This window comes from Rhodovulum euryhalinum (genome assembly GCF_004342445.1).
Lineage (GTDB): Bacteria > Pseudomonadota > Alphaproteobacteria > Rhodobacterales > Rhodobacteraceae > Rhodovulum > Rhodovulum euryhalinum.
Window position 1 is genome coordinate 70,634 of record NZ_SLWW01000014.1, and the last position, 16,371, is coordinate 87,004.

The window sequence follows — 16,371 nt, forward strand, 5'->3', positions numbered from 1 at the left end:
GATTCTGCCACAGGGTTCAGTTCGTGGTCTCAAGCCCCTCGGGCCGACCCACCACGACGAAGTGCAGCCGGTCGGGTTGCAAGACCTCGCCCGCCACACGCCGCACATCCTCCAGCGTCACCGCCATGATCTGGTCGTTGCGGGTGTTCACGTAGTCGGGGCTCAGCCCCTCCATCTGCATGCCGACAAGAATGCGGGCAATCGGCGCGTTGCCGTCGAAGCGCAGCGGATAGGCCCCGGTCAGGTAGGTCTTGACGTCCTCCAGTTCCTGCTCGGTCACACCCTCGGCCGCCATCTTCGCCCACTCGTCCCGGATCACCGAGATCGCCTCGGCCATCCGGTTGTTGGCGGATGCGACCTGCCCCAGCATCAGGGCGGCATAGTCCATCGGGTAGATGTAGGAATAGACCCCATAGGTCAGGCCGCGTTTGACCCGAACCTCCTTCATCAGGCGCGATTCGAAACCTCCCGCCCCCAGCACCTCGTTCATCACATAGGCGGCGAAGAAGTCGGGATGGTCGCGCTCCATCCCCTCGTGGCCGAAGACCGCCGATGATTGCGGCGTGTCGAAGGGCACGACTGTCACGCCGCCATCGAGCGCATAGGCCGCCCGGTCGGGCAGGGGGGCGCCGGTCTTGGGCAGGCCGTTGAACAGCCTGTCCAGCAAGGCGCCCAGTTCCTCGGCGGTGATGTCGCCCGCGGCCGCGACATGGATGCGGTCGCGCGCGATCACCCTTGCATGTGCCTCGACCAGATCGTCGCGGGTCAATGCCGCGACGCTCTCCTCGGTGCCGTCGCTTGCACTGGCATAGGGGTGGTCGCCAAAGGCCAGCCTGTCAAAGGTCTGCGCAGCGATGGTTCCCGGATCCTTGGCGTCCGACCTGATATTCGCCAGAACCTGCCCCCGCACCCGGTCGATCGCGTCCGCGTCAAAGCGCGGTTCGTGCAGTGCCTGGCGCAGCAGGTCCACTGCCGCGTCGCGATTCTCGGTCAGCATCCGGGCAGAGACTGAAATCGCATCCTGTCCCGCATCGAACCGGAAAGATGCGGCCAGCGCGTCGCGTGCACGGACGAAGGCGCGGGCATCCATCTCGCCCGAGCCTTCCTCCAGCAGCGCGGTCATCAGGTTGATTGCGCCGCGCTTGTCCGGGGCGTCAAGGCTTGCGCCCCCCCGGAAACGGATTTCCAGCGCGACAAAGGGGATCTCGTGACTCTCGACCAGCCACGCGTCGATGCCCCCGGGCGAGGTGACCTCCTGGATCTCGATCGCGGCGCGGGCGGGAAGGGCAAGCCAGAGCGCAAGCCCGGCAATGGCAAGGATGCGCACCATGCTCATTGCGTCACCTCCGTGCGCTCGTCGGCGGGCCGTTCCAGCCAGCCGGTCACCGCGTTGCTGCGGTTCAGCACGTCGCGGGCGGCCTCCATCACATCCTCGGGCGTTACCGCCTGAAGGATGTCTGGCCAGGCCTGCACGTCCTCGACCGTCAGCCCCGAGGTGAGCGCCGCACCATAGCGCCGCGCCAGCCCCTGCACGCTGTCGCGCGAGAAGATCTCCGAGGCATGGGTCTGCGTCTTGAGCGTTGCGAATAGTTCGGGATCGATGCCCTCGGCCAGGAACTCGGCCAGCGCGTTATCCAGCGCCGCTTCGGCCTCGTCGAGGCCGACGCCGGGCGCGGGCACGACGACGAGGCCGAATGTCGTGTCATCGAGCGAAAGCCCGTCATAGAAGGCCGAGGTGTAGATTGCCGTGCGGGCTTCGAATTGCAGCTTGTCGCCAAGCACGGAATTCGCGCCCTCGCCGCCGAGGATTTGCGCCAGATAGGTCAGCGCCGCGGCGGTCTGTTGGGCCCCCGGGTCGCGTTCGGGCGCAAGATAGGTGCGTAGGACATATGGCTGCGCCACGCGCGGATCGGCGAATTTCAAACGGCGTTCTGCCAGTTGCGGCGGTTCCTGCGGGCGGGCGCGTTCGGGCAGCGCCCCGGAGGGGGCGAGGGGGCCGTAATGTTCTTCGGCAAGCGCGCGCACCTCGTCGGGGTCGACATCGCCGGCCACCACGAGGATCGCGTTGTTCGGCGCGTAATAGGTTTCGTAGAACGCCAGGGCGTCGGCTCTGGTGAGCCCCTCCATCTCGTGCTTCCAGCCGATGATCGGGATGCCGTAGGGGTGGTTCTGGTATTGCGCCGCGCGCCGCTGTTCCGAGAACAGCGCACCGGGGTCGTTCTCGGTGCGCTGGTTGCGTTCCTCGAGGATCACCGCGCGTTCGGTCAGAACGTCCCCGTCGGCAAGCCGCAGGTCCCTCATCCGGTCGGCCTCGATCTCCATCATCAGGCCCAGCCGGTCGGCTGCGACGCGCTGGAAATAGGCGGTGTAGTCCCACGAGGTAAAGGCGTTGTCGGATCCGCCATTGGCCTGCACGATGGCCGAGAATTCACCCGGGCCCAGATCGTCGGTGCCCTTGAACATCAGGTGTTCCAGAAAATGCGCGATGCCGGACTTTCCCGCCGGCTCGTCCGCGGCGCCGACGCGGTACCAGACCATCTGCACCACAACCGGCGCGCGGTGATCCTCGATCACCACGACCTCAAGCCCGTTGCCGAGGGTGAAATCCGTGACCGTCTCTGCCCGTGCGGGCAGGGCCGTCACGAGAAGTGCGGCAAGCGCAAGGCGGATCGGGCGCATCGGGGACTCTCCTTACCTTGAACGGTTCCGGAAAACCTACGCAGACCCCCGCCGTTTTCAAGCGGTCGGAACGGAGTTGTGAGGCGCGCCGCTACTCGGCCGCGGGATCGGGCGGTGCGCCCACGTTTCGTGCGCCCGCCCGGCGCCAGCGTTCCAGTTCGGCATGCTGGTCCAGTGACTGCTTGCGATACGCCTTGAAATAGACGTTGACGTTGAACACCCGTTCCAGAAGCCGACCGTCGTTCTGGCGGCGGTATTCCAGATCCTCGGCGGCCAGCGTCTGGCGGATCGAGGGGCTGACGCCGTAGCGGGAGACATGGGCCATCAGCCCGTTGTCGCCCCGCACGCCACGGGCCGCATTGCCGCCAAGGGCGGCGATCGCATCCGCCTCGGGCGTGGGATCGGTGCGCGAGGGGGCGCCGGGCGTCGGCGGCGGCAGTTCGGCGAAGCTTTCGGGCATCTCCAGCGGCTTGCCGGGCATCACCGCAAACTCGTCCGGCCCGCGGGTCTGCGAGCGCAGGTTCATCAGCTCGGGCGTCTTGTCCCGGCTGCATCCAGCCAGAACAGCGGCCATCGCGGCCCCCAGAAGCAGTATCCGCGCGGATCGCATCGCGTTCGTCCTCCGTCCGATCCCGCCCTCTTTAGCGCAAGCCTCCCGCGCCGTCACGGGGTGTTCTCGCGGCCGGTAAAGGCGAACAGCCCCAACGCGCCGGCGAATATCGCGATGTCGGCCACGTTGAAGGCATAGGGGTTGTCGATCCCGCAGCAGGACATGTTGAGAAAATCCGCAACCGCACCGTAGACCAGCCGGTCGATCACGTTGCCCAGCGCGCCCCCCACCAGCAGGCCACCTGCCACCAGCGCAACCGGCCTGTGCGCCCCACGCGCCATCCAGATGGCCACCCCTGCGGCGATTGCCAGTGCCACCCCGATCAGCAGCCAGCGGCCAAGGTCGCTGTCATTCGACAGAAGCCCGAAATTGACGCCGCGGTTCCACGCCATCCTGAGGGTCAGGTAGGGCGGCCAAACGTCGATCCGCAGCCGCTCGGCCAGGCCCAGCACCTGCACGATGTAAATCTTGGACGCCTGGTCGAGCGCGAAGACCAGGGCCGCGGTGATCCAGAGAACCCGCATCGCGTCAGTGCAGGAAGTGGCGCATGCCGGTGAACACCATGGCCAGCCCCGCCTCGTCGGCCGCTGCGATCACCTCGTCGTCGCGCATGCTGCCGCCGGGCTGGATCACCGCGGTCGCGCCCGCATCCGCCGCGGCCAGCAGGCCGTCGGGGAACGGGAAGAAAGCATCGGAGGCCACCGCCGCGCCCTTGGTCAGGGGGGCCGAAAGCCCCAGCACCTCGGCCATGTCCATCGACTTGCGCGCGGCGATCCGCGTGGAATCGACCCGGCTCATCTGGCCCGCGCCCACACCCACCGTCGCGCCGTCCTTGACGTAGACGATGGCGTTCGACTTCACATGCTTGGCCACCGTCCAGGCGAACAGCATGTCGGCGATCTCGGCCTCGGAGGGCGCGCGTTTCGTCACCACCTTCAGATCCTCGCGCCGCAGGCGGCCGGTGTCGCGGTCCTGCACCAGGAACCCGCCCGAAACCTGGCGGAAGGCCAGCCCCGGCTCGGCGGGGTTCGCAAGGCCCCCGGTGGTCAGCAGGCGCAGGTTCTTCTTTGCCGCGAAGACATCCTTGGCGGCGTCGTCGGCGGCGGGGGCGATCACCACCTCGGTGAAGATCTCGCAGATCGCGCGCGCGGTCGCCTCGTCCAGCTTCATGTTCAGCGCCACGATCCCCCCGAAGGCCGAGGTCCGGTCACAGTCGAAGGCGCGGCGATAGGCCTCTTGCAGCGTGGCCGCACGGGCAACGCCGCAGGGGTTGGCATGCTTGATGATGGCGCAGGCAGGGCCGTCGGCGGGAAGGAACTCGCTGACCAGCTCAAAGGCCGCATCGGTGTCGTTGATGTTGTTGTAGGACAGTTCCTTGCCCTGCCATTGGGTCGCCGTGGCTACCCCAGGCCGGTCCGACCCGTCGACGTAGAACGCCGCCCTCTGGTGCGGGTTCTCGCCATAGCGCAGCGTCTGGGCCAGCGCGCCCGCAAAGGCCCGGCGCCGGGGCGACGTCTCGCCCAGGGCGCCGGCCATCCAGGTCGAGACCGCCGCGTCATAGGCCGCCGTCCGCGCATAGGCCCGCTGCGCCAGCCCCTGCCGGAAGGCCAGCGAGGTCGCGCCGTCGTTCTTCTCAAGCTCGACCAGCAGGCCCGCATAATCCTCGGTGTCGATGACCACGCCCACGAAGGCATGGTTCTTGGCCGCCGCGCGGATCATCGCCGGGCCGCCGATGTCGATGTTCTCGATGCACTCGGCATAGTTGGCGCCTGCGGCAACGGTTTCCTCGAAGGGGTAGAGGTTTACCACCAGCAGGTCGATCGCGCCGATGCCGTGCTTCTCCATCGCGGCGGCATGGTCGGGATTGTCGCGCAGCGCCAGAAGCCCGCCATGGACCATCGGGTGCAGCGTCTTGACCCGGCCGTCCATCATCTCGGGAAAGCCGGTCACGTCGGCCACGTCGATCACGCCCAGCCCCGCCTCGCGCAGGCTGCGCGCCGTGCCGCCGGTGGACAGCAGTTCCACCCCGCGCGCGGCCAGTGCCCGGCCGAGTTCGACCAGACCCTCCTTGTCGGAAACGGAAAGCAGGGCGCGGCGCACGGGCACGAGATCGGTCATGGGGATCATCCTTCGGATTCTGGTCGGTCCCGCCTTGCCCAGGGCAGCACCCACGCCTCCGTCTCGTCCTCTTGATCGAGGTCGCGCGGGGCGCGCGCGCTGCTGTCCTGTGCCTTGGCCAGGGTCCATGTGATGAGGCTCGCATAGTCCATCACGCGGGCGGAGAGAACGATTTGTTTCGTCGCGCGTGGTTTCGCGCGGCCCTTTTCCAGATAGACGCTGGGCGCCAGTTGCAGTTCGGCCGCCCCGTCGTGGCGAAACACCCAGATCTCGCCGCTTTTCAGCGCGAGCGACACCGCCGCGCCGCCCATGTCGATCTCGGTATCGACATCCGGGTGGATATGGAACCGGATGTCGAAGCCGACGCCCTGCCGCCCGCTGCGGTCCATCACCCGGTCGAACACCGCACGCTCGTCGTCGGTAAAGGCGGCCAGCGTGTCCTCGCCCGACAATGCCCGGCCGTCATAGGCCAGCATCAGCTGGCGGACATGGGTGAGGCCATGGGTTGGTCCGTAGCCATCGTGCCAGGCGGTCAGGCTGTGCCCGGCCAGACCCGACTCGATTCGGAATTCGACGGTCTTCGGCACCTCGGCCAACAGCGACGGGCGGCCGCCCCGCTGCCTGGGTGCGAAACGGGATGACGAAAAGCCCTTGATGGCAAGGGTAGAATGCGACGGCGTGGCGCGTCCTGCCCGGCGCCACTCCGCCCCGAAATCCGTACCCGCGCCGCAATTGACCACCACCGGCCGCCGGCCGGACGTCATTTCGAAGGCGAGCGTCGAGGCGTGCGCCTCTTGTGAGACGGGGGGCGGTGCCGCATCCACGATCACCGTGGTCCGCCCCGAGGCGAGCCGGGCATAGCCCATCGCAAGCCCGCGCACCGGGCGCGGCTTGACCTCGGCCTCTGCCAGCGCCTGGTCAAGCCGCCCCTCGGACCCGCGCCCGCCCCCGTGGAACCGGGCAAGGCCACCGTCGGCATGGCGCAGTGCCCTCAGCGTCGGCGCGATGCGCTGGATCGCCGCGCGGTGGGCCGGCGCGGGTTCGCGGCCTGCGCCGGTCAGCGCCGCCTCGGCCCAGGTCAGATGGGTAAAGACCTCGAGCAGTTCCTCGGGGTTGCGTGTTGGCAGCCCGCCGCCATCGTCGATGTCGCGGTCGCACTCCCGTTCCAGCGCCTTCAGCGCTGGGGTAAGGTGGCGCTCCATCCCGGTCAGCGACAGGCCCGCATAGATCAGCCCGGTCAGCGCCTCGACACGCGGCAGGCCGCTTGGCGCGCTTTTCCAGCGCCGGGCGAGGAAATTGGTCTGCTGGGCGAGGGACCGGAAGACCGATGCGGACTGGGCGGGCGTCAGCCCGTTCAGCAGCATCAGCGCGTGGTGCAACCAGCGGATCAGCCGTCGGGCAGCCAGATCGGGGGTCCAGCCCGGGCCGCGCCCGCTGCCATAGCGGTCGATCCAGCCCAGCGTCCAGTCCTGGGCCCGCTTGCGCGCCGCCCCGTCACCCGCCGCGGCCAGATCGTCGAGCCAGGCAAAGCCATGCAGGTCCGCCTCAAAGCGGGGGCCGGGCATGGCGAGGTCCCAGATCGCGGTTTCGGGCGCCTCGACCAGATCGCCGGCGAACAGGAAGTTGCCCGCGCAAAGCTGGCGCCCGCGGGCAAAGCTGCCGATCGAACGCGGCTCGGGCTGCGAGACGATGGCGGTGGCCGGGCTCGCCAACGTCGAAAGCCGCGCCTGAACTCGGTTCATCATGTCACCGCGCCGCCGCGGCGGAGGATCGCTCTGCAACGCGCCTGCCATGGGTTGGGATCTGCTCTCGGGCCTCGATGCCTGCGCGGCGGACAATACCGGCGGGGCCAGCCGCTGTCACCGCCGAAAACCCCGCTTATCCGGGTTTGGCCAGGCACGCGATGTAAAATCCGTCCATCCCGCCGCGATTCGGCCAGAAATCGGGGCGCAGCCGCAGCGCGCCGTGGGCCGTGCGCCATGTGGGCTCGATCCAGGGGGCCTCGGCCGGAATCGCGCTCAGGCCGTGGTGACGCGCCAGCGCCGCCGCGACCTGCGCCTCGCCCTCCTCGGGCAAGAGCGAACAGGTGCAATAGACCAGCCGCCCGCCGGCGGCCAGCATCGCAAGTGCGCGGTCAATCATCTGCGCCTGCAGCGCGAACAGCGGCTTGATGGATGCGGCGTCCTTGGCAAACGGCAGATCCGGGTGGCGACGGATCGTGCCGGTGGCCGAGCAGGGCGCATCCAGCAGGATCGCGTCCGCGGGAGCCGGGGGAGTCCATTCCATCAGGTCGGCCACGACAAGATCGGCCGACAGCCCCGTCCGCGCCAGGTTCTCCTCGACGCGCGCCATCCGCACCGCAGAGATGTCGACGGCCGTTACCTGCGCCCCGGCCGCGGCCAGTTGCAGGGTCTTGCCCCCCGGCGCGGCGCACAGGTCGAGTACCCGCTCGCCCGGCCGCGGCGCCAACAGCTTGGCGGGCAGGGCGGCGGCGGCATCCTGCACCCACCACGCACCGTCCCCATAGCCCGCCAGCGCCGAGACCTGACCCGGTGCCATCAGCCGTACCGACCCGGTGGGCAGCGCTTCTGCGCCAAGCTGCGCCGCAAGTGCCGCGGCATCGCCATCCCGGGGGGTCAGGTCCAGCGGCGCGCCCGCCCCGTGCGCCGCCTCGATCCCGGTTACCGCCGCCCGGCCCCAGGCGCTGTCCAGCCGCCCGCGCAGCCAGCCCGGCAGCCGCTGGGGCGGCAGCGCCTGCCACGCGGCCCGCGGCGTTTCGGCCACCTTGCGCAGAACCGCGTTGACGAGGCCCGCCATCGCCTCTGTCGACCGTTCGGACCGGGCCAGCGACACGGCCGCGTTCACCACCCCATGGGCGGCGGCGCCCTCCTGAAGCATTTCGACCGTGGCAAGGCACAGGATTGCGCGCACCGGCGAAGGGGGTGGTTTGCGCAGATGGGGTTTCAGGACCGCATCTGCTTGTCCCAGGTGGCGCAGCGTGGAAACCGCCAGCCGCTGCGCCCGCGCGCGCCCCGCCGGGTCGAGCATGCCGAGCGGGCCGTCCGGTCCAGCAAGCTCGGCGATCAGCCGATCTTCGTCCAGCACCCCGTGCAGAAGTTGCAGGGCTGCGCGCCGTGCGCTGGTGTCGGTGTTGCCCATCGGTCCGGTCCCGCTTGCCCCTCGATCCGGTCCGGGTATATCACCCTGAACCCACCGGCAAGGAGGCCTCGCCATGACCGATACCGCCCGCAGCGACCTGCCGCCCGAGGCGCTCCGCGCGCTGCAGGAGGCCGATGAGCGCCGCCGGGCTGCGCGTGAGCTTGATCTGCCGACGGAACTTGGCGGCCGAGACGGCCCAGAACCGGTACGGTATGGCGACTGGGAAAAGAAGGGTATTGCTGTCGATTTCTGATCGCAACGCGCGGTTGCGAGGCCATCGGTAATGTGCCCCGCCGGCCGTTCGGACAGGCGGGGCGACGGCGCAGGGCGCGCGTTCGGCGCGGCTATTCGATCCTCAGATCCGCGTGTTCGCCGGCGCCTTTGTCGGCGACGAATCGCACGGTCCGGCCATTGACCAGCACCAGCTGGCAGTTCGGGCCGATGTCACGGTTTCCGAAAGAGAGGTCACGGCAGAAATACTTGCCGTCCCAGCGCCAGGCCCCGGTGACGCGCCGCCCGAAGGCTTCGCCGCGGATTTCACCGCCGGGCGTCACTGCAAGGCTTATTCCAAGGCGTTTCAAGCTTTTGCCGTCCACGAGGCTGAGAAAGCCCGACCGGCTTTCCACCGGGCGGAAGCTTTCGGCAAAAGCGGGCGCTGCGGTCAGCATTGTCATGGCCGCGGCGGCGAGAATGGTTGCGAGCTTCATCGCAAGTCTCCGTTGTCGTTCTGACAGGCTTGCTCAGGGTTACGCAGAACCATTGCGATTGGATGAATCGTCAAGGTCCGCGCGATCGAGCCGCCCTGTCTGAACGCGCCCCTAGAGCCCCAGCACGTCCAGCATGTCGTATTCGCCCGGCTTGCGGTCCTGACCCCAGAGCGCCGCCCGGAGCGCGCCGCGGGCGAAGATCGCCCGGTCGGTCGCAATGTGGCGCAGCACCACCCGCTCGCCCATGCCGGCAAAAATCACGTCATGTTCGCCGACCACGTCGCCGCCCCGGATCGCCGAGAAGCCGATCGCGCCCCGCGCCCGTTCGCCGGTGATGCCGTCGCGCCTCCGATCGGCTACCTCGTCGAGCGCGACGCCGCGCCCCTCGGCCGCGGCCTGGCCCAGCATCAATGCGGTCCCCGAGGGCGCGTCGACCTTGTGGCGGTGATGTGCCTCGACGATCTCGATGTCGAAATCGGCGTCAAGCGCGGCGGCCACCTTGCGCGTCAGTTGCATCAGCAGGTTCACGCCAAGGCTCATGTTGCCCGCCCGCACGATCACCGCGTGCTGCGCGGCGGCCTTGAGCTTTTGCAGGTGCTCGGGTCCGAATCCGGTTGTGCCGATCACATGCACCGCACGGGCCTGCGCGGTCAGCGTGGCGGTCGCCACCGTCGCATCGGGCGTGGTGAAGTCGATCACCGCCTGGGCCTGGGCGATCACGTCGATCGCGTCGTCGGTGACGGCAAGGCCCAGATGCGGGCCACCCATCGCCTCGCCCACGTCGCGGCCGACCCAGGGGTGTCCCGCACGCTCGACACAGCCGACAAGGCGGGCCTTCTCGCTTTGCAGAACGGTGTGAATCAGCATCTGGCCCATCCGGCCCGACGCGCCCATGATCACGATGCCCGGCAGGTTCGCCATCTTGCCCTCCATTCGTCGCCCGGCCCCATGTAGCCGCTTCGCGCGCGCTTGGCAAAGCGGCTGGCATCGCCTAGATGAAGGCCATGTCCAGATCGTCCGCCCCCTCCCAGCGGCAGCTTCGCGTCGGCGAACTGATCCGCCGCGCCCTGTCCGAGGTTCTGGCCCGCGGCGATGTGCATGATCCCGAACTCAACGCCGTGTCGATCACCGTGGGCGAGGTGCGCACATCGCCCGATCTCAAGGTGGCGACGGTCTTCGTGCTGCCGCTTGGCGGGCGAGGGGCCGAAGAGGCGCTGTCGGCGCTGAGGCGGAACCGGGGCGAGTTGCGCCGCCTGGTCGCCCGCAAGCTGACGCTGAAATTCGCCCCGGAACTGCGGTTCGCACTGGACGAGACCTTCGACCGGATGGACGAAACCCGCCACCTGCTTTCGCAGGAGAATGTCCGGCGTGATCTCGCCGCCCCCGAAACCGATGAGGACTAGGAGACTCGCCGGGCTTCTGGCCGCGTTGCTGGTGCTGCCCGCTGCGGCGCGGGCGGAGTGCGGCCATGTCGCGCACGAGGGGCGGGGCTATGTCGTCTGCGAGACCGATCCTGCCCGGGTCGAACTCAGGCTGTTCCGGCTGGACACGACCGGCGCGGTGCTGGGCAGTTTCGCCCGCGTCGACCTGATGCTGGCGGGCGAAGGCAAGACGCTCGCCTTTGCGATGAACGCGGGCATGTATCACGCCGACCGGTCGCCCGTGGGCCTCTACATCGAAGGTGGCGAGCAGCAGGCGCCAGCCGTGGCCTCGGCCGGGCCGGGAAATTTCGGGCTGCTGCCGAACGGTATCCTGTGTCTGGCCGACGGGGTGGCGCGCGTGATCGAGACGCGCGCCTACCTGGCCGAGCCGCCCGCCTGCCGCTACGCCACGCAGTCCGGTCCCATGCTGGTGATCGACGGCGCGCTGCATCCCCGGTTCCTGCCCGACAGCGATTCCCGTTTCGTCCGGAACGGGGTGGGGGTGACGGCAGATGGCCGCGCCCTTTTCGCGATCTCGGACCGGCCAGTGACGTTCCACGAATTCGGCCGACTGTTTCGCGACGTGCTGGAAACGCCCAACGCGCTTTACCTTGACGGCAAGATCTCGCGGCTTTACGCGCCCGAACTGGGCCGGTCCGATATCGGGTTGCCGATGGGGCCGATCGTCGGCGCCTTGGTGGACGCCCCCGGTGATGCGCCGCGTTGACGGCGCCCGCCCGCTTCGCTAGCAGGCGGGTCTTGCAACGATCAGGGGGTGCAGGCGTGGGACGCAGCCGCAAGGGACGCGACATTTCGGGCTGGCTGGTTATCGACAAGCCCGCCGGGATCACCTCGAACGCGGTGGTGAACAAGGTGCGCTGGGCCTTCGGTGCCAAGAAGGCGGGCCATGCGGGCACGCTGGATCCGGCCGCGACAGGTGTTCTGGCCGTGGCGCTGGGCGAGGCGACGAAGACGGTTCCCTATGTCACCGACGCGCTCAAGGCTTATCGGTTCACCGTGCGGCTGGGCGAGGCGACCAACACCGACGATGCCGAGGGCGAGGTGATCGCAACCTCGGATCTGCGCCCCGCTGATGCCGAGATTTCAGCCGCGCTGCCGCAATTCGTGGGCGACATCGAGCAGGTGCCGCCGCAATTCTCGGCCGTCAAGATCGACGGCGAACGCGCCTATGCCCGCGCCCGGGCCGGCGAGGAGATGGAGATCGCCGCACGCCCGCTTTTTGTCGAAAGCCTGGACATGGTGGCGCGGCCCGATGCCGACCACGTCGTGCTGGAAATGATCTGCGGCAAGGGGGGCTATGTCCGGTCCATCGCGCGCGATCTTGGCCGGGCGCTGGGCTGTCTCGGCCATGTGACCGAGCTGCGCCGTGTCTGGTCGGGACCGTTCGACGCCGAGGACGGGATCGGCATGGAGTTGATCGAGAAACTGGCGAAGACGCCCGAGCTGGACGATTTCCTTCGCCCGCTGGAAGAAGGGCTGGCCGACCTGCCCGAATTGCACACCACGGCCGAAGGCGCGGCGCGGATGCGGAACGGCAATCCCGGCCTCGTGCTGGCCTCTGACGTGGAATATGGCGACGAGGCCTGGGCGTCCTACGATGGCGAGGCGGTTGCGGTGGGCGTCTACAAGGCGGGCGAACTGCATCCGCACCGGGTGTTCTGTACCTGAACGTGGGGCCGCCGCCTAAAGCGGCCGGCCGGTCATCAGCCGCGGCAGGTCGCCGGTCAGACCGGCGGCCTCGCGGATGAAGCGGCGGCGCAGACCGGGAAGCGCGTTGACCGCGCCCATTCCCAAGTCGCGGCCGAGCCGCAGAATAGGGTTGTCGTTGGAAAACAGTTTGTTGACGGCATCAGTGCCGGCCGCCATCAGCGTCGTGTCGAAGCGCCGCCAGATCTGGTAACGCTCCAGCACGTCGATCGCGCCGATATCCTCGCCGCGCCGTTTCGCCTCGACCAGCACCTGGGCCAGCGCGCCCACATCGCGCAGCCCGAGGTTCAGCCCCTGCCCCGCGATCGGGTGGACGCCGTGCGCCGCATCGCCCAACAGCGCCACACGGGGCGCGACGAAGGCGGTCGCGATGGTCAGGTTCAGCGGATAGGTGAAACGCTCGCCTTCCAGCGTGATCTCGCCCAGGAAATCGCCGAAGCGGGGGCGCAGCGCCGCCAGATAGCCCGCATCGTCCAGACCTTGTATCGCGGCGGCGTTCGCATGCGTCTCGCTCCAGACGATCGAGGACCGGTTGCCCGGCAGCGGCAGGATCGCCAGCGGTCCCGGCGGCATGAAGAACTGGTGCGCGGTGCCGTTATGCGGGAGTTCATGGCCGATGGCGCAGACCAGCGCGGTTTGCCCGTAATCCCAACCGGTGCGCTTGATGCCGGCGCGTTCAGCCGTGCCCGACCGCCGCCCGTCACAGCCCACCAGAACCCGGCCCCGGAGTGTCCGGCCCGAGGCGAGCGTCACGATGACGCCGGTCGCGTCCGTTTCCTGCGCGACGACCGTCTCGCCCGAAAGCGTTGCGATGCGGGGCTCGGCCGCCATCGCGTCGAGGAAGGCACCGCGCAGGTAGCGATCCTCCAGCATGTAACCCATCGGGCCTTCCTCGATCTCGCCATGGTGGAAATCCAGGAAGAAGGGTGCAGGGCCTTCGCCCGCACGGCCGTCCGAGGCGACGATCTCGAGAATCGGCTGACTTTGGGCATGCACCTTGCCCCAGATGCCGATCGCCTTCAGCAGGCGCATCGAGGCCAGCGCCAATGCATAGGCGCGCCCGTCAAAGCGGTCCTGGGCACGGGCCGCCTCGGGCAGCGCGTCGATCACGGTGACGGACAGCCCGCCCTGGGCCAGCGCAAGGGCAAGCGCCGGGCCATTCAGCCCCGCGCCCACGATCAGGATATCGGAATCGAACGCCATGCCCCGCTATATGGCGGTGCGCGCGGGATTGTCCATAAGCGCGGCGCCCGCTAGCCTCGCGCCATCCACAAAAGCGGGAGGCGGGCAATGGCGGGCGACTGGCGGACGATGAGCGCGGGGGCGCTGGGGCAGGGTATCGGTGCAGGCCGGATCGACCCGGTCGACCTGACGGCCGCGTTCCTCGATGCGATCATGGCACATCCTGCCGCCGAGCGCATCTATGCACGCCTGACCCGTGCCCGCGCGCTGGCCGAGGCCGAGGCAGCGCGCGCCCGTGCGAAGACGGGGCATCGCCTCGGGCCGCTCGACGGTGTGCCGATCTCGTGGAAGGACCTGTTCGACACCGCGGGCGTTGCGACCGAGGCGGGTTCGGCGCTGCTGGCCGGGCGCGTGCCCGACCGCGATGCCGAGGTGTTGGCCAACGCCACCGCCGCCGGGCTGATCTGCCTTGGCAAGACGCACATGACCGAGCTTGCCTTTTCCGGCCTCGGGCTGAACCCGGTGACCGCGACCCCGCCCAATGTGCATGATCCCGACGCCGCGCCGGGTGGCTCGTCGTCGGGGGCGGCGACCTCGGTTGCGTTCGGGTTGGCGGCAGGCGGGATCGGGTCGGACACCGGCGGATCGGTTCGGGTGCCTGCGGTCTGGAACGATCTGGTGGGGCTGAAGACGGGGGCCCGGCGGCTGTCGTTGACTGGGGTCGTGCCGCTTTGCCCGAAATTCGATACGGTGGGGCCGCTGACGCACAATGTCGACGATGCGGCGCTGCTGCTGGCCGCGCTGGAGGGCGGCAAGCCTGCCGATCTGACCGGCGCGACGCTGAAGGGCGCGCGGCTGATGGTGCTGGACACGGTCGCCCTGGACGACATCCGCGAGGCGCCGCGGGCCGGGTTCGAACACGCACTCGACCGTTTGGCGCAGGCGGGGGCGACCATCCTGCGTGGCGACATTCCGGAAGTGGCCGAGGCGATCGGCCTTTCGGGCGTTCTGTTCGCGACCGAGGCCTATGGAACCTGGGCTGCGACGATCGAGGCCGCGCCCGGCAAGATGTATCCCGAGATCCTGAAACGGTTCCGCGGCGGGCGCGATCATTCGGGCGCCGATTATGTCGCCGCGTGGCAGAGGCTCGGTCGGCTGCGCGCGGCCTATGCGGCCGCGACCGCCGGGTTCGACGCCGTCCTCGTTCCCACCTGCCCGATCCTGCCGCCCAAGGTCGAGGCCCTGATGGCCGATCCCGGGTTCTTCGTGGCCGAGAACCTGATGACGTTGAGAAATACCCGGATCGGCAACCTGATGGGGCTGGCGGTGCTGACCCTGCCGACCGGCGTGCCCTCTACCGGCGTTTCGCTGATGGGGCCGCCGATGTCCGAGGAACGGTTGCTGCGCTTGGGGGCGGCGGCCGAGGCGGCGCTGGCCTAAATGCCACAACTTCGCCCCTCAAGCTGAGGGGGAGCGGGCGTTTTTCTGGACCGGGGGCGATCCAGCCGGTATCTTGCTGGACAAACGGGGCGCGACAAGACGACCCCGACCCGAGGCAGTACAGACAGACAGGGGTCCATGACCTTTCCCGAGCGGTTTTCGAACCTGCCAGATTACGCATTCCCGCGGTTGCGGCGGTTGCTGGATGCCCACGTGCCCGGCGGTGCCGTCGTGCACATGACCATCGGCGAGCCGCAGCACGCGTTTCCCGACTGGGTGGCGGGGATCGTGGCCGGGCATGTGGCCGAGTTCGGCAGGTATCCTCCGAACGAGGGTACGCCGGAACTGTTGTCCGCGATAGCCGCCTGGGTTGAACGCCGCTATGGCGTCCGGCTCAACCCCGCGACGCAGATCGCCCCCCTGAACGGCACGCGCGAGGGGTTGTTCAACGCCGCGCTGGCGCTCTGCCCCGAGGAAAAGCGGGGCCAGCGTCCCGCGATGCTGATCCCGAACCCGTTCTACCAGGTCTACGCGGTGGCCGCCCTGGCGCTGGCGGTCGAACCTGTCTACCTGCCCGCCACGGCCGAATCCGGCTTTCTGCCGGATTACGCGGCGTTGCCGCCCGAACTGTTGGACCGGGTGGCGATCGCCTGGCTTTGCTCGCCCTCGAACCCGCAGGGCGCGGTTGCGGACCGGGGCTATTGGGCCGATCTGATCCGGTTGGCCGAAAGGCACGACTTCCGGATCTTCGCGGACGAGTGCTATTCCGAGGTCTACCGCGACACGCCGCCCCCCGGCGCGCTGGAGGTCGCCCGCGAGATCGGCGCCGATCCGGAACGGGTGGTGGTGTTCCATTCGCTGTCGAAACGGTCGAACCTGCCGGGGCTGCGTTCCGGCTTCTGCGCGGGCGGACCCGAGAGCCTTGCCCACATCAAGAGGCTGCGGTCCTATGCGGGCGCGCCGCTGCCGCTGCCGCTGCAAAGGGTGGCCGAACAGGTCTGGGCGGACGAGGCGCATGTCGCGGCGAGCCGGGCGCTTTACCAGCGCAAATACGCGATCGCTGACGAGATTTTCGGTGATGTGTCCGGCTATCACCCGCCGCAGGCGGGGTTCTTCCTGTGGCTGCCCGTGCCCGACGGCGAGGCGGCCGCGCTGAAGGCGTGGCGCGAGACCGGGGTGCGGGTGCTGCCCGGCGCCTATCTCTCGCGTGCGGTGAACGGCGACAATCCGGGCGCGGGCTATATCCGCGTCGCGATGGTCGCCCCAGAACAAGAAATGCGGCACGGGCTGATGCGGCTTCGTGACTGCCTCTACGGGTAAGGACGGC

Annotated in this window: 16 protein-coding genes; 6 read left to right on the forward strand and 10 right to left on the reverse strand. The window is 68.8% G+C overall.

The features are described from left to right. Positions 1-16: 16 nt before the first annotated feature. From EV655_RS15455 to EV655_RS15485, 7 genes are all read right to left on the reverse strand, one after another. On the reverse strand, positions 17-1,336 hold the full coding sequence (locus EV655_RS15455) for a M16 family metallopeptidase (RefSeq protein WP_165905370.1): 1,320 nt from the start codon (positions 1,334-1,336) through the stop codon (positions 17-19). Next, complete coding sequence (locus tag EV655_RS15460) at positions 1,333-2,679, reverse strand: M16 family metallopeptidase (protein WP_132546262.1); 1,347 nt, start codon at positions 2,677-2,679, stop codon at positions 1,333-1,335. Before EV655_RS15460 ends, EV655_RS15455 begins: the two co-directional genes overlap by 4 nt. A gap of 91 nt (positions 2,680-2,770) precedes the next feature. Beyond that, on the reverse strand, positions 2,771-3,289 hold the full coding sequence (locus EV655_RS15465) for a DUF3035 domain-containing protein (RefSeq protein ID WP_132546263.1): 519 nt from the start codon (positions 3,287-3,289) through the stop codon (positions 2,771-2,773). Positions 3,290-3,342: 53 nt separating this feature from the next. Beyond that, complete coding sequence (lspA, locus tag EV655_RS15470; RefSeq protein WP_132546264.1) at positions 3,343-3,813, reverse strand: signal peptidase II; 471 nt, start codon at positions 3,811-3,813, stop codon at positions 3,343-3,345. A 4-nt stretch (positions 3,814-3,817) separates the two neighbouring features. Then, the gene (purH, locus tag EV655_RS15475) at positions 3,818-5,407 is read right to left on the reverse strand and encodes a bifunctional phosphoribosylaminoimidazolecarboxamide formyltransferase/IMP cyclohydrolase (protein WP_132546265.1); all 1,590 of its coding nucleotides are present in this window, start codon (positions 5,405-5,407) and stop codon (positions 3,818-3,820) included. A 5-nt stretch (positions 5,408-5,412) separates the two neighbouring features. Next, a complete protein-coding gene (locus EV655_RS15480) occupies positions 5,413-7,149 on the reverse strand; it encodes a heparinase II/III family protein (RefSeq protein WP_132546308.1) in 1,737 nt (578 codons plus the stop codon). A gap of 136 nt (positions 7,150-7,285) precedes the next feature. Continuing rightward, positions 7,286-8,566, reverse strand: coding sequence for an RsmB/NOP family class I SAM-dependent RNA methyltransferase (locus tag EV655_RS15485; RefSeq protein ID WP_132546266.1), 1,281 nt, complete (start codon positions 8,564-8,566; stop codon positions 7,286-7,288). 73 nt (positions 8,567-8,639) lie between these two features. Between EV655_RS15485 and EV655_RS15490 the strand changes: the two genes are divergently transcribed. Beyond that, positions 8,640-8,819: a DUF1674 domain-containing protein gene (locus EV655_RS15490; RefSeq protein ID WP_132546267.1), complete on the forward strand. Its 180-nt coding sequence runs from the start codon at positions 8,640-8,642 to the stop codon at positions 8,817-8,819. Between the two features lie 91 nt (positions 8,820-8,910). On the opposite strand, the gene EV655_RS15495 is transcribed toward EV655_RS15490, so the two are convergent. After that, positions 8,911-9,273, reverse strand: coding sequence for a dihydrodipicolinate reductase (locus EV655_RS15495; RefSeq protein ID WP_132546268.1), 363 nt, complete (start codon positions 9,271-9,273; stop codon positions 8,911-8,913). A 111-nt stretch (positions 9,274-9,384) separates the two neighbouring features. After that, positions 9,385-10,194: a 4-hydroxy-tetrahydrodipicolinate reductase gene (gene dapB, locus EV655_RS15500; protein ID WP_132546269.1), complete on the reverse strand. Its 810-nt coding sequence runs from the start codon at positions 10,192-10,194 to the stop codon at positions 9,385-9,387. 83 nt (positions 10,195-10,277) lie between these two features. Here dapB and rbfA point away from each other — a divergent pair, with 83 nt between their 5' ends. The 3 genes from rbfA to truB are packed head-to-tail and all read left to right on the forward strand — an operon-like array spanning position 10,278 to position 12,383. Beyond that, on the forward strand, positions 10,278-10,676 hold the full coding sequence (gene rbfA, locus EV655_RS15505; RefSeq protein ID WP_207901993.1) for a 30S ribosome-binding factor RbfA: 399 nt from the start codon (positions 10,278-10,280) through the stop codon (positions 10,674-10,676). Continuing rightward, positions 10,666-11,421 (forward strand): phosphodiester glycosidase family protein, encoded by a 756-nt coding sequence (locus EV655_RS15510; RefSeq protein ID WP_132546271.1) that lies wholly within the window; start codon positions 10,666-10,668, stop codon positions 11,419-11,421. Before rbfA ends, EV655_RS15510 begins: the two co-directional genes overlap by 11 nt. A 56-nt stretch (positions 11,422-11,477) precedes the next feature. After that, on the forward strand, positions 11,478-12,383 hold the full coding sequence (truB, locus tag EV655_RS15515) for a tRNA pseudouridine(55) synthase TruB (protein ID WP_132546272.1): 906 nt from the start codon (positions 11,478-11,480) through the stop codon (positions 12,381-12,383). Positions 12,384-12,398: 15 nt separating this feature from the next. Here truB and EV655_RS15520 read toward each other — a convergent pair whose 3' ends face one another. After that, positions 12,399-13,625 carry an FAD-dependent monooxygenase gene (locus EV655_RS15520; protein ID WP_132546273.1) on the reverse strand — a complete coding sequence of 409 codons (1,227 nt, stop codon included), beginning with the start codon at positions 13,623-13,625 and terminating at the stop codon, positions 12,399-12,401. A gap of 87 nt (positions 13,626-13,712) precedes the next feature. On the opposite strand from EV655_RS15520, the gene EV655_RS15525 reads away from it, so the two are divergent. Then, positions 13,713-15,044, forward strand: a complete 1,332-nt coding sequence (locus EV655_RS15525) for an amidase (protein WP_132546274.1) — start codon at positions 13,713-13,715, stop codon at positions 15,042-15,044. A 138-nt stretch (positions 15,045-15,182) separates the two neighbouring features. After that, complete coding sequence (locus EV655_RS15530) at positions 15,183-16,364, forward strand: aminotransferase class I/II-fold pyridoxal phosphate-dependent enzyme (RefSeq protein ID WP_132546275.1); 1,182 nt, start codon at positions 15,183-15,185, stop codon at positions 16,362-16,364. The last annotated feature ends 7 nt before the right edge of the window (positions 16,365-16,371 follow it).

Excerpts from the sequence above, each read along its gene's own strand:
- dapB (WP_132546269.1), bottom strand. The coding sequence starts at position 10,194 with ATGGCGAACCTGCCGGGCATCGTGATCATGGGCGCGTCGGGCCGGATG.
- EV655_RS15495 (WP_132546268.1), bottom strand. The coding sequence starts at position 9,273 with ATGAAGCTCGCAACCATTCTCGCCGCCGCGGCCATGACAATGCTGACC.
- EV655_RS15530 (WP_132546275.1), top strand. The coding sequence starts at position 15,183 with ATGACCTTTCCCGAGCGGTTTTCGAACCTGCCAGATTACGCATTCCCG.
- EV655_RS15480 (WP_132546308.1), bottom strand. The coding sequence starts at position 7,149 with ATGAACCGAGTTCAGGCGCGGCTTTCGACGTTGGCGAGCCCGGCCACC.
- rbfA (WP_207901993.1), top strand. The coding sequence starts at position 10,278 with ATGTCCAGATCGTCCGCCCCCTCCCAGCGGCAGCTTCGCGTCGGCGAA.
- EV655_RS15455 (WP_165905370.1), bottom strand. The coding sequence starts at position 1,336 with ATGAGCATGGTGCGCATCCTTGCCATTGCCGGGCTTGCGCTCTGGCTT.
- EV655_RS15490 (WP_132546267.1), top strand. The coding sequence starts at position 8,640 with ATGACCGATACCGCCCGCAGCGACCTGCCGCCCGAGGCGCTCCGCGCG.
- EV655_RS15460 (WP_132546262.1), bottom strand. The coding sequence starts at position 2,679 with ATGCGCCCGATCCGCCTTGCGCTTGCCGCACTTCTCGTGACGGCCCTG.
- purH (WP_132546265.1), bottom strand. The coding sequence starts at position 5,407 with ATGACCGATCTCGTGCCCGTGCGCCGCGCCCTGCTTTCCGTTTCCGAC.
- EV655_RS15525 (WP_132546274.1), top strand. The coding sequence starts at position 13,713 with ATGGCGGGCGACTGGCGGACGATGAGCGCGGGGGCGCTGGGGCAGGGT.
- EV655_RS15485 (WP_132546266.1), bottom strand. The coding sequence starts at position 8,566 with ATGGGCAACACCGACACCAGCGCACGGCGCGCAGCCCTGCAACTTCTG.
- lspA (WP_132546264.1), bottom strand. The coding sequence starts at position 3,813 with ATGCGGGTTCTCTGGATCACCGCGGCCCTGGTCTTCGCGCTCGACCAG.
- EV655_RS15510 (WP_132546271.1), top strand. The coding sequence starts at position 10,666 with ATGAGGACTAGGAGACTCGCCGGGCTTCTGGCCGCGTTGCTGGTGCTG.
- EV655_RS15520 (WP_132546273.1), bottom strand. The coding sequence starts at position 13,625 with ATGGCGTTCGATTCCGATATCCTGATCGTGGGCGCGGGGCTGAATGGC.
- EV655_RS15465 (WP_132546263.1), bottom strand. The coding sequence starts at position 3,289 with ATGCGATCCGCGCGGATACTGCTTCTGGGGGCCGCGATGGCCGCTGTT.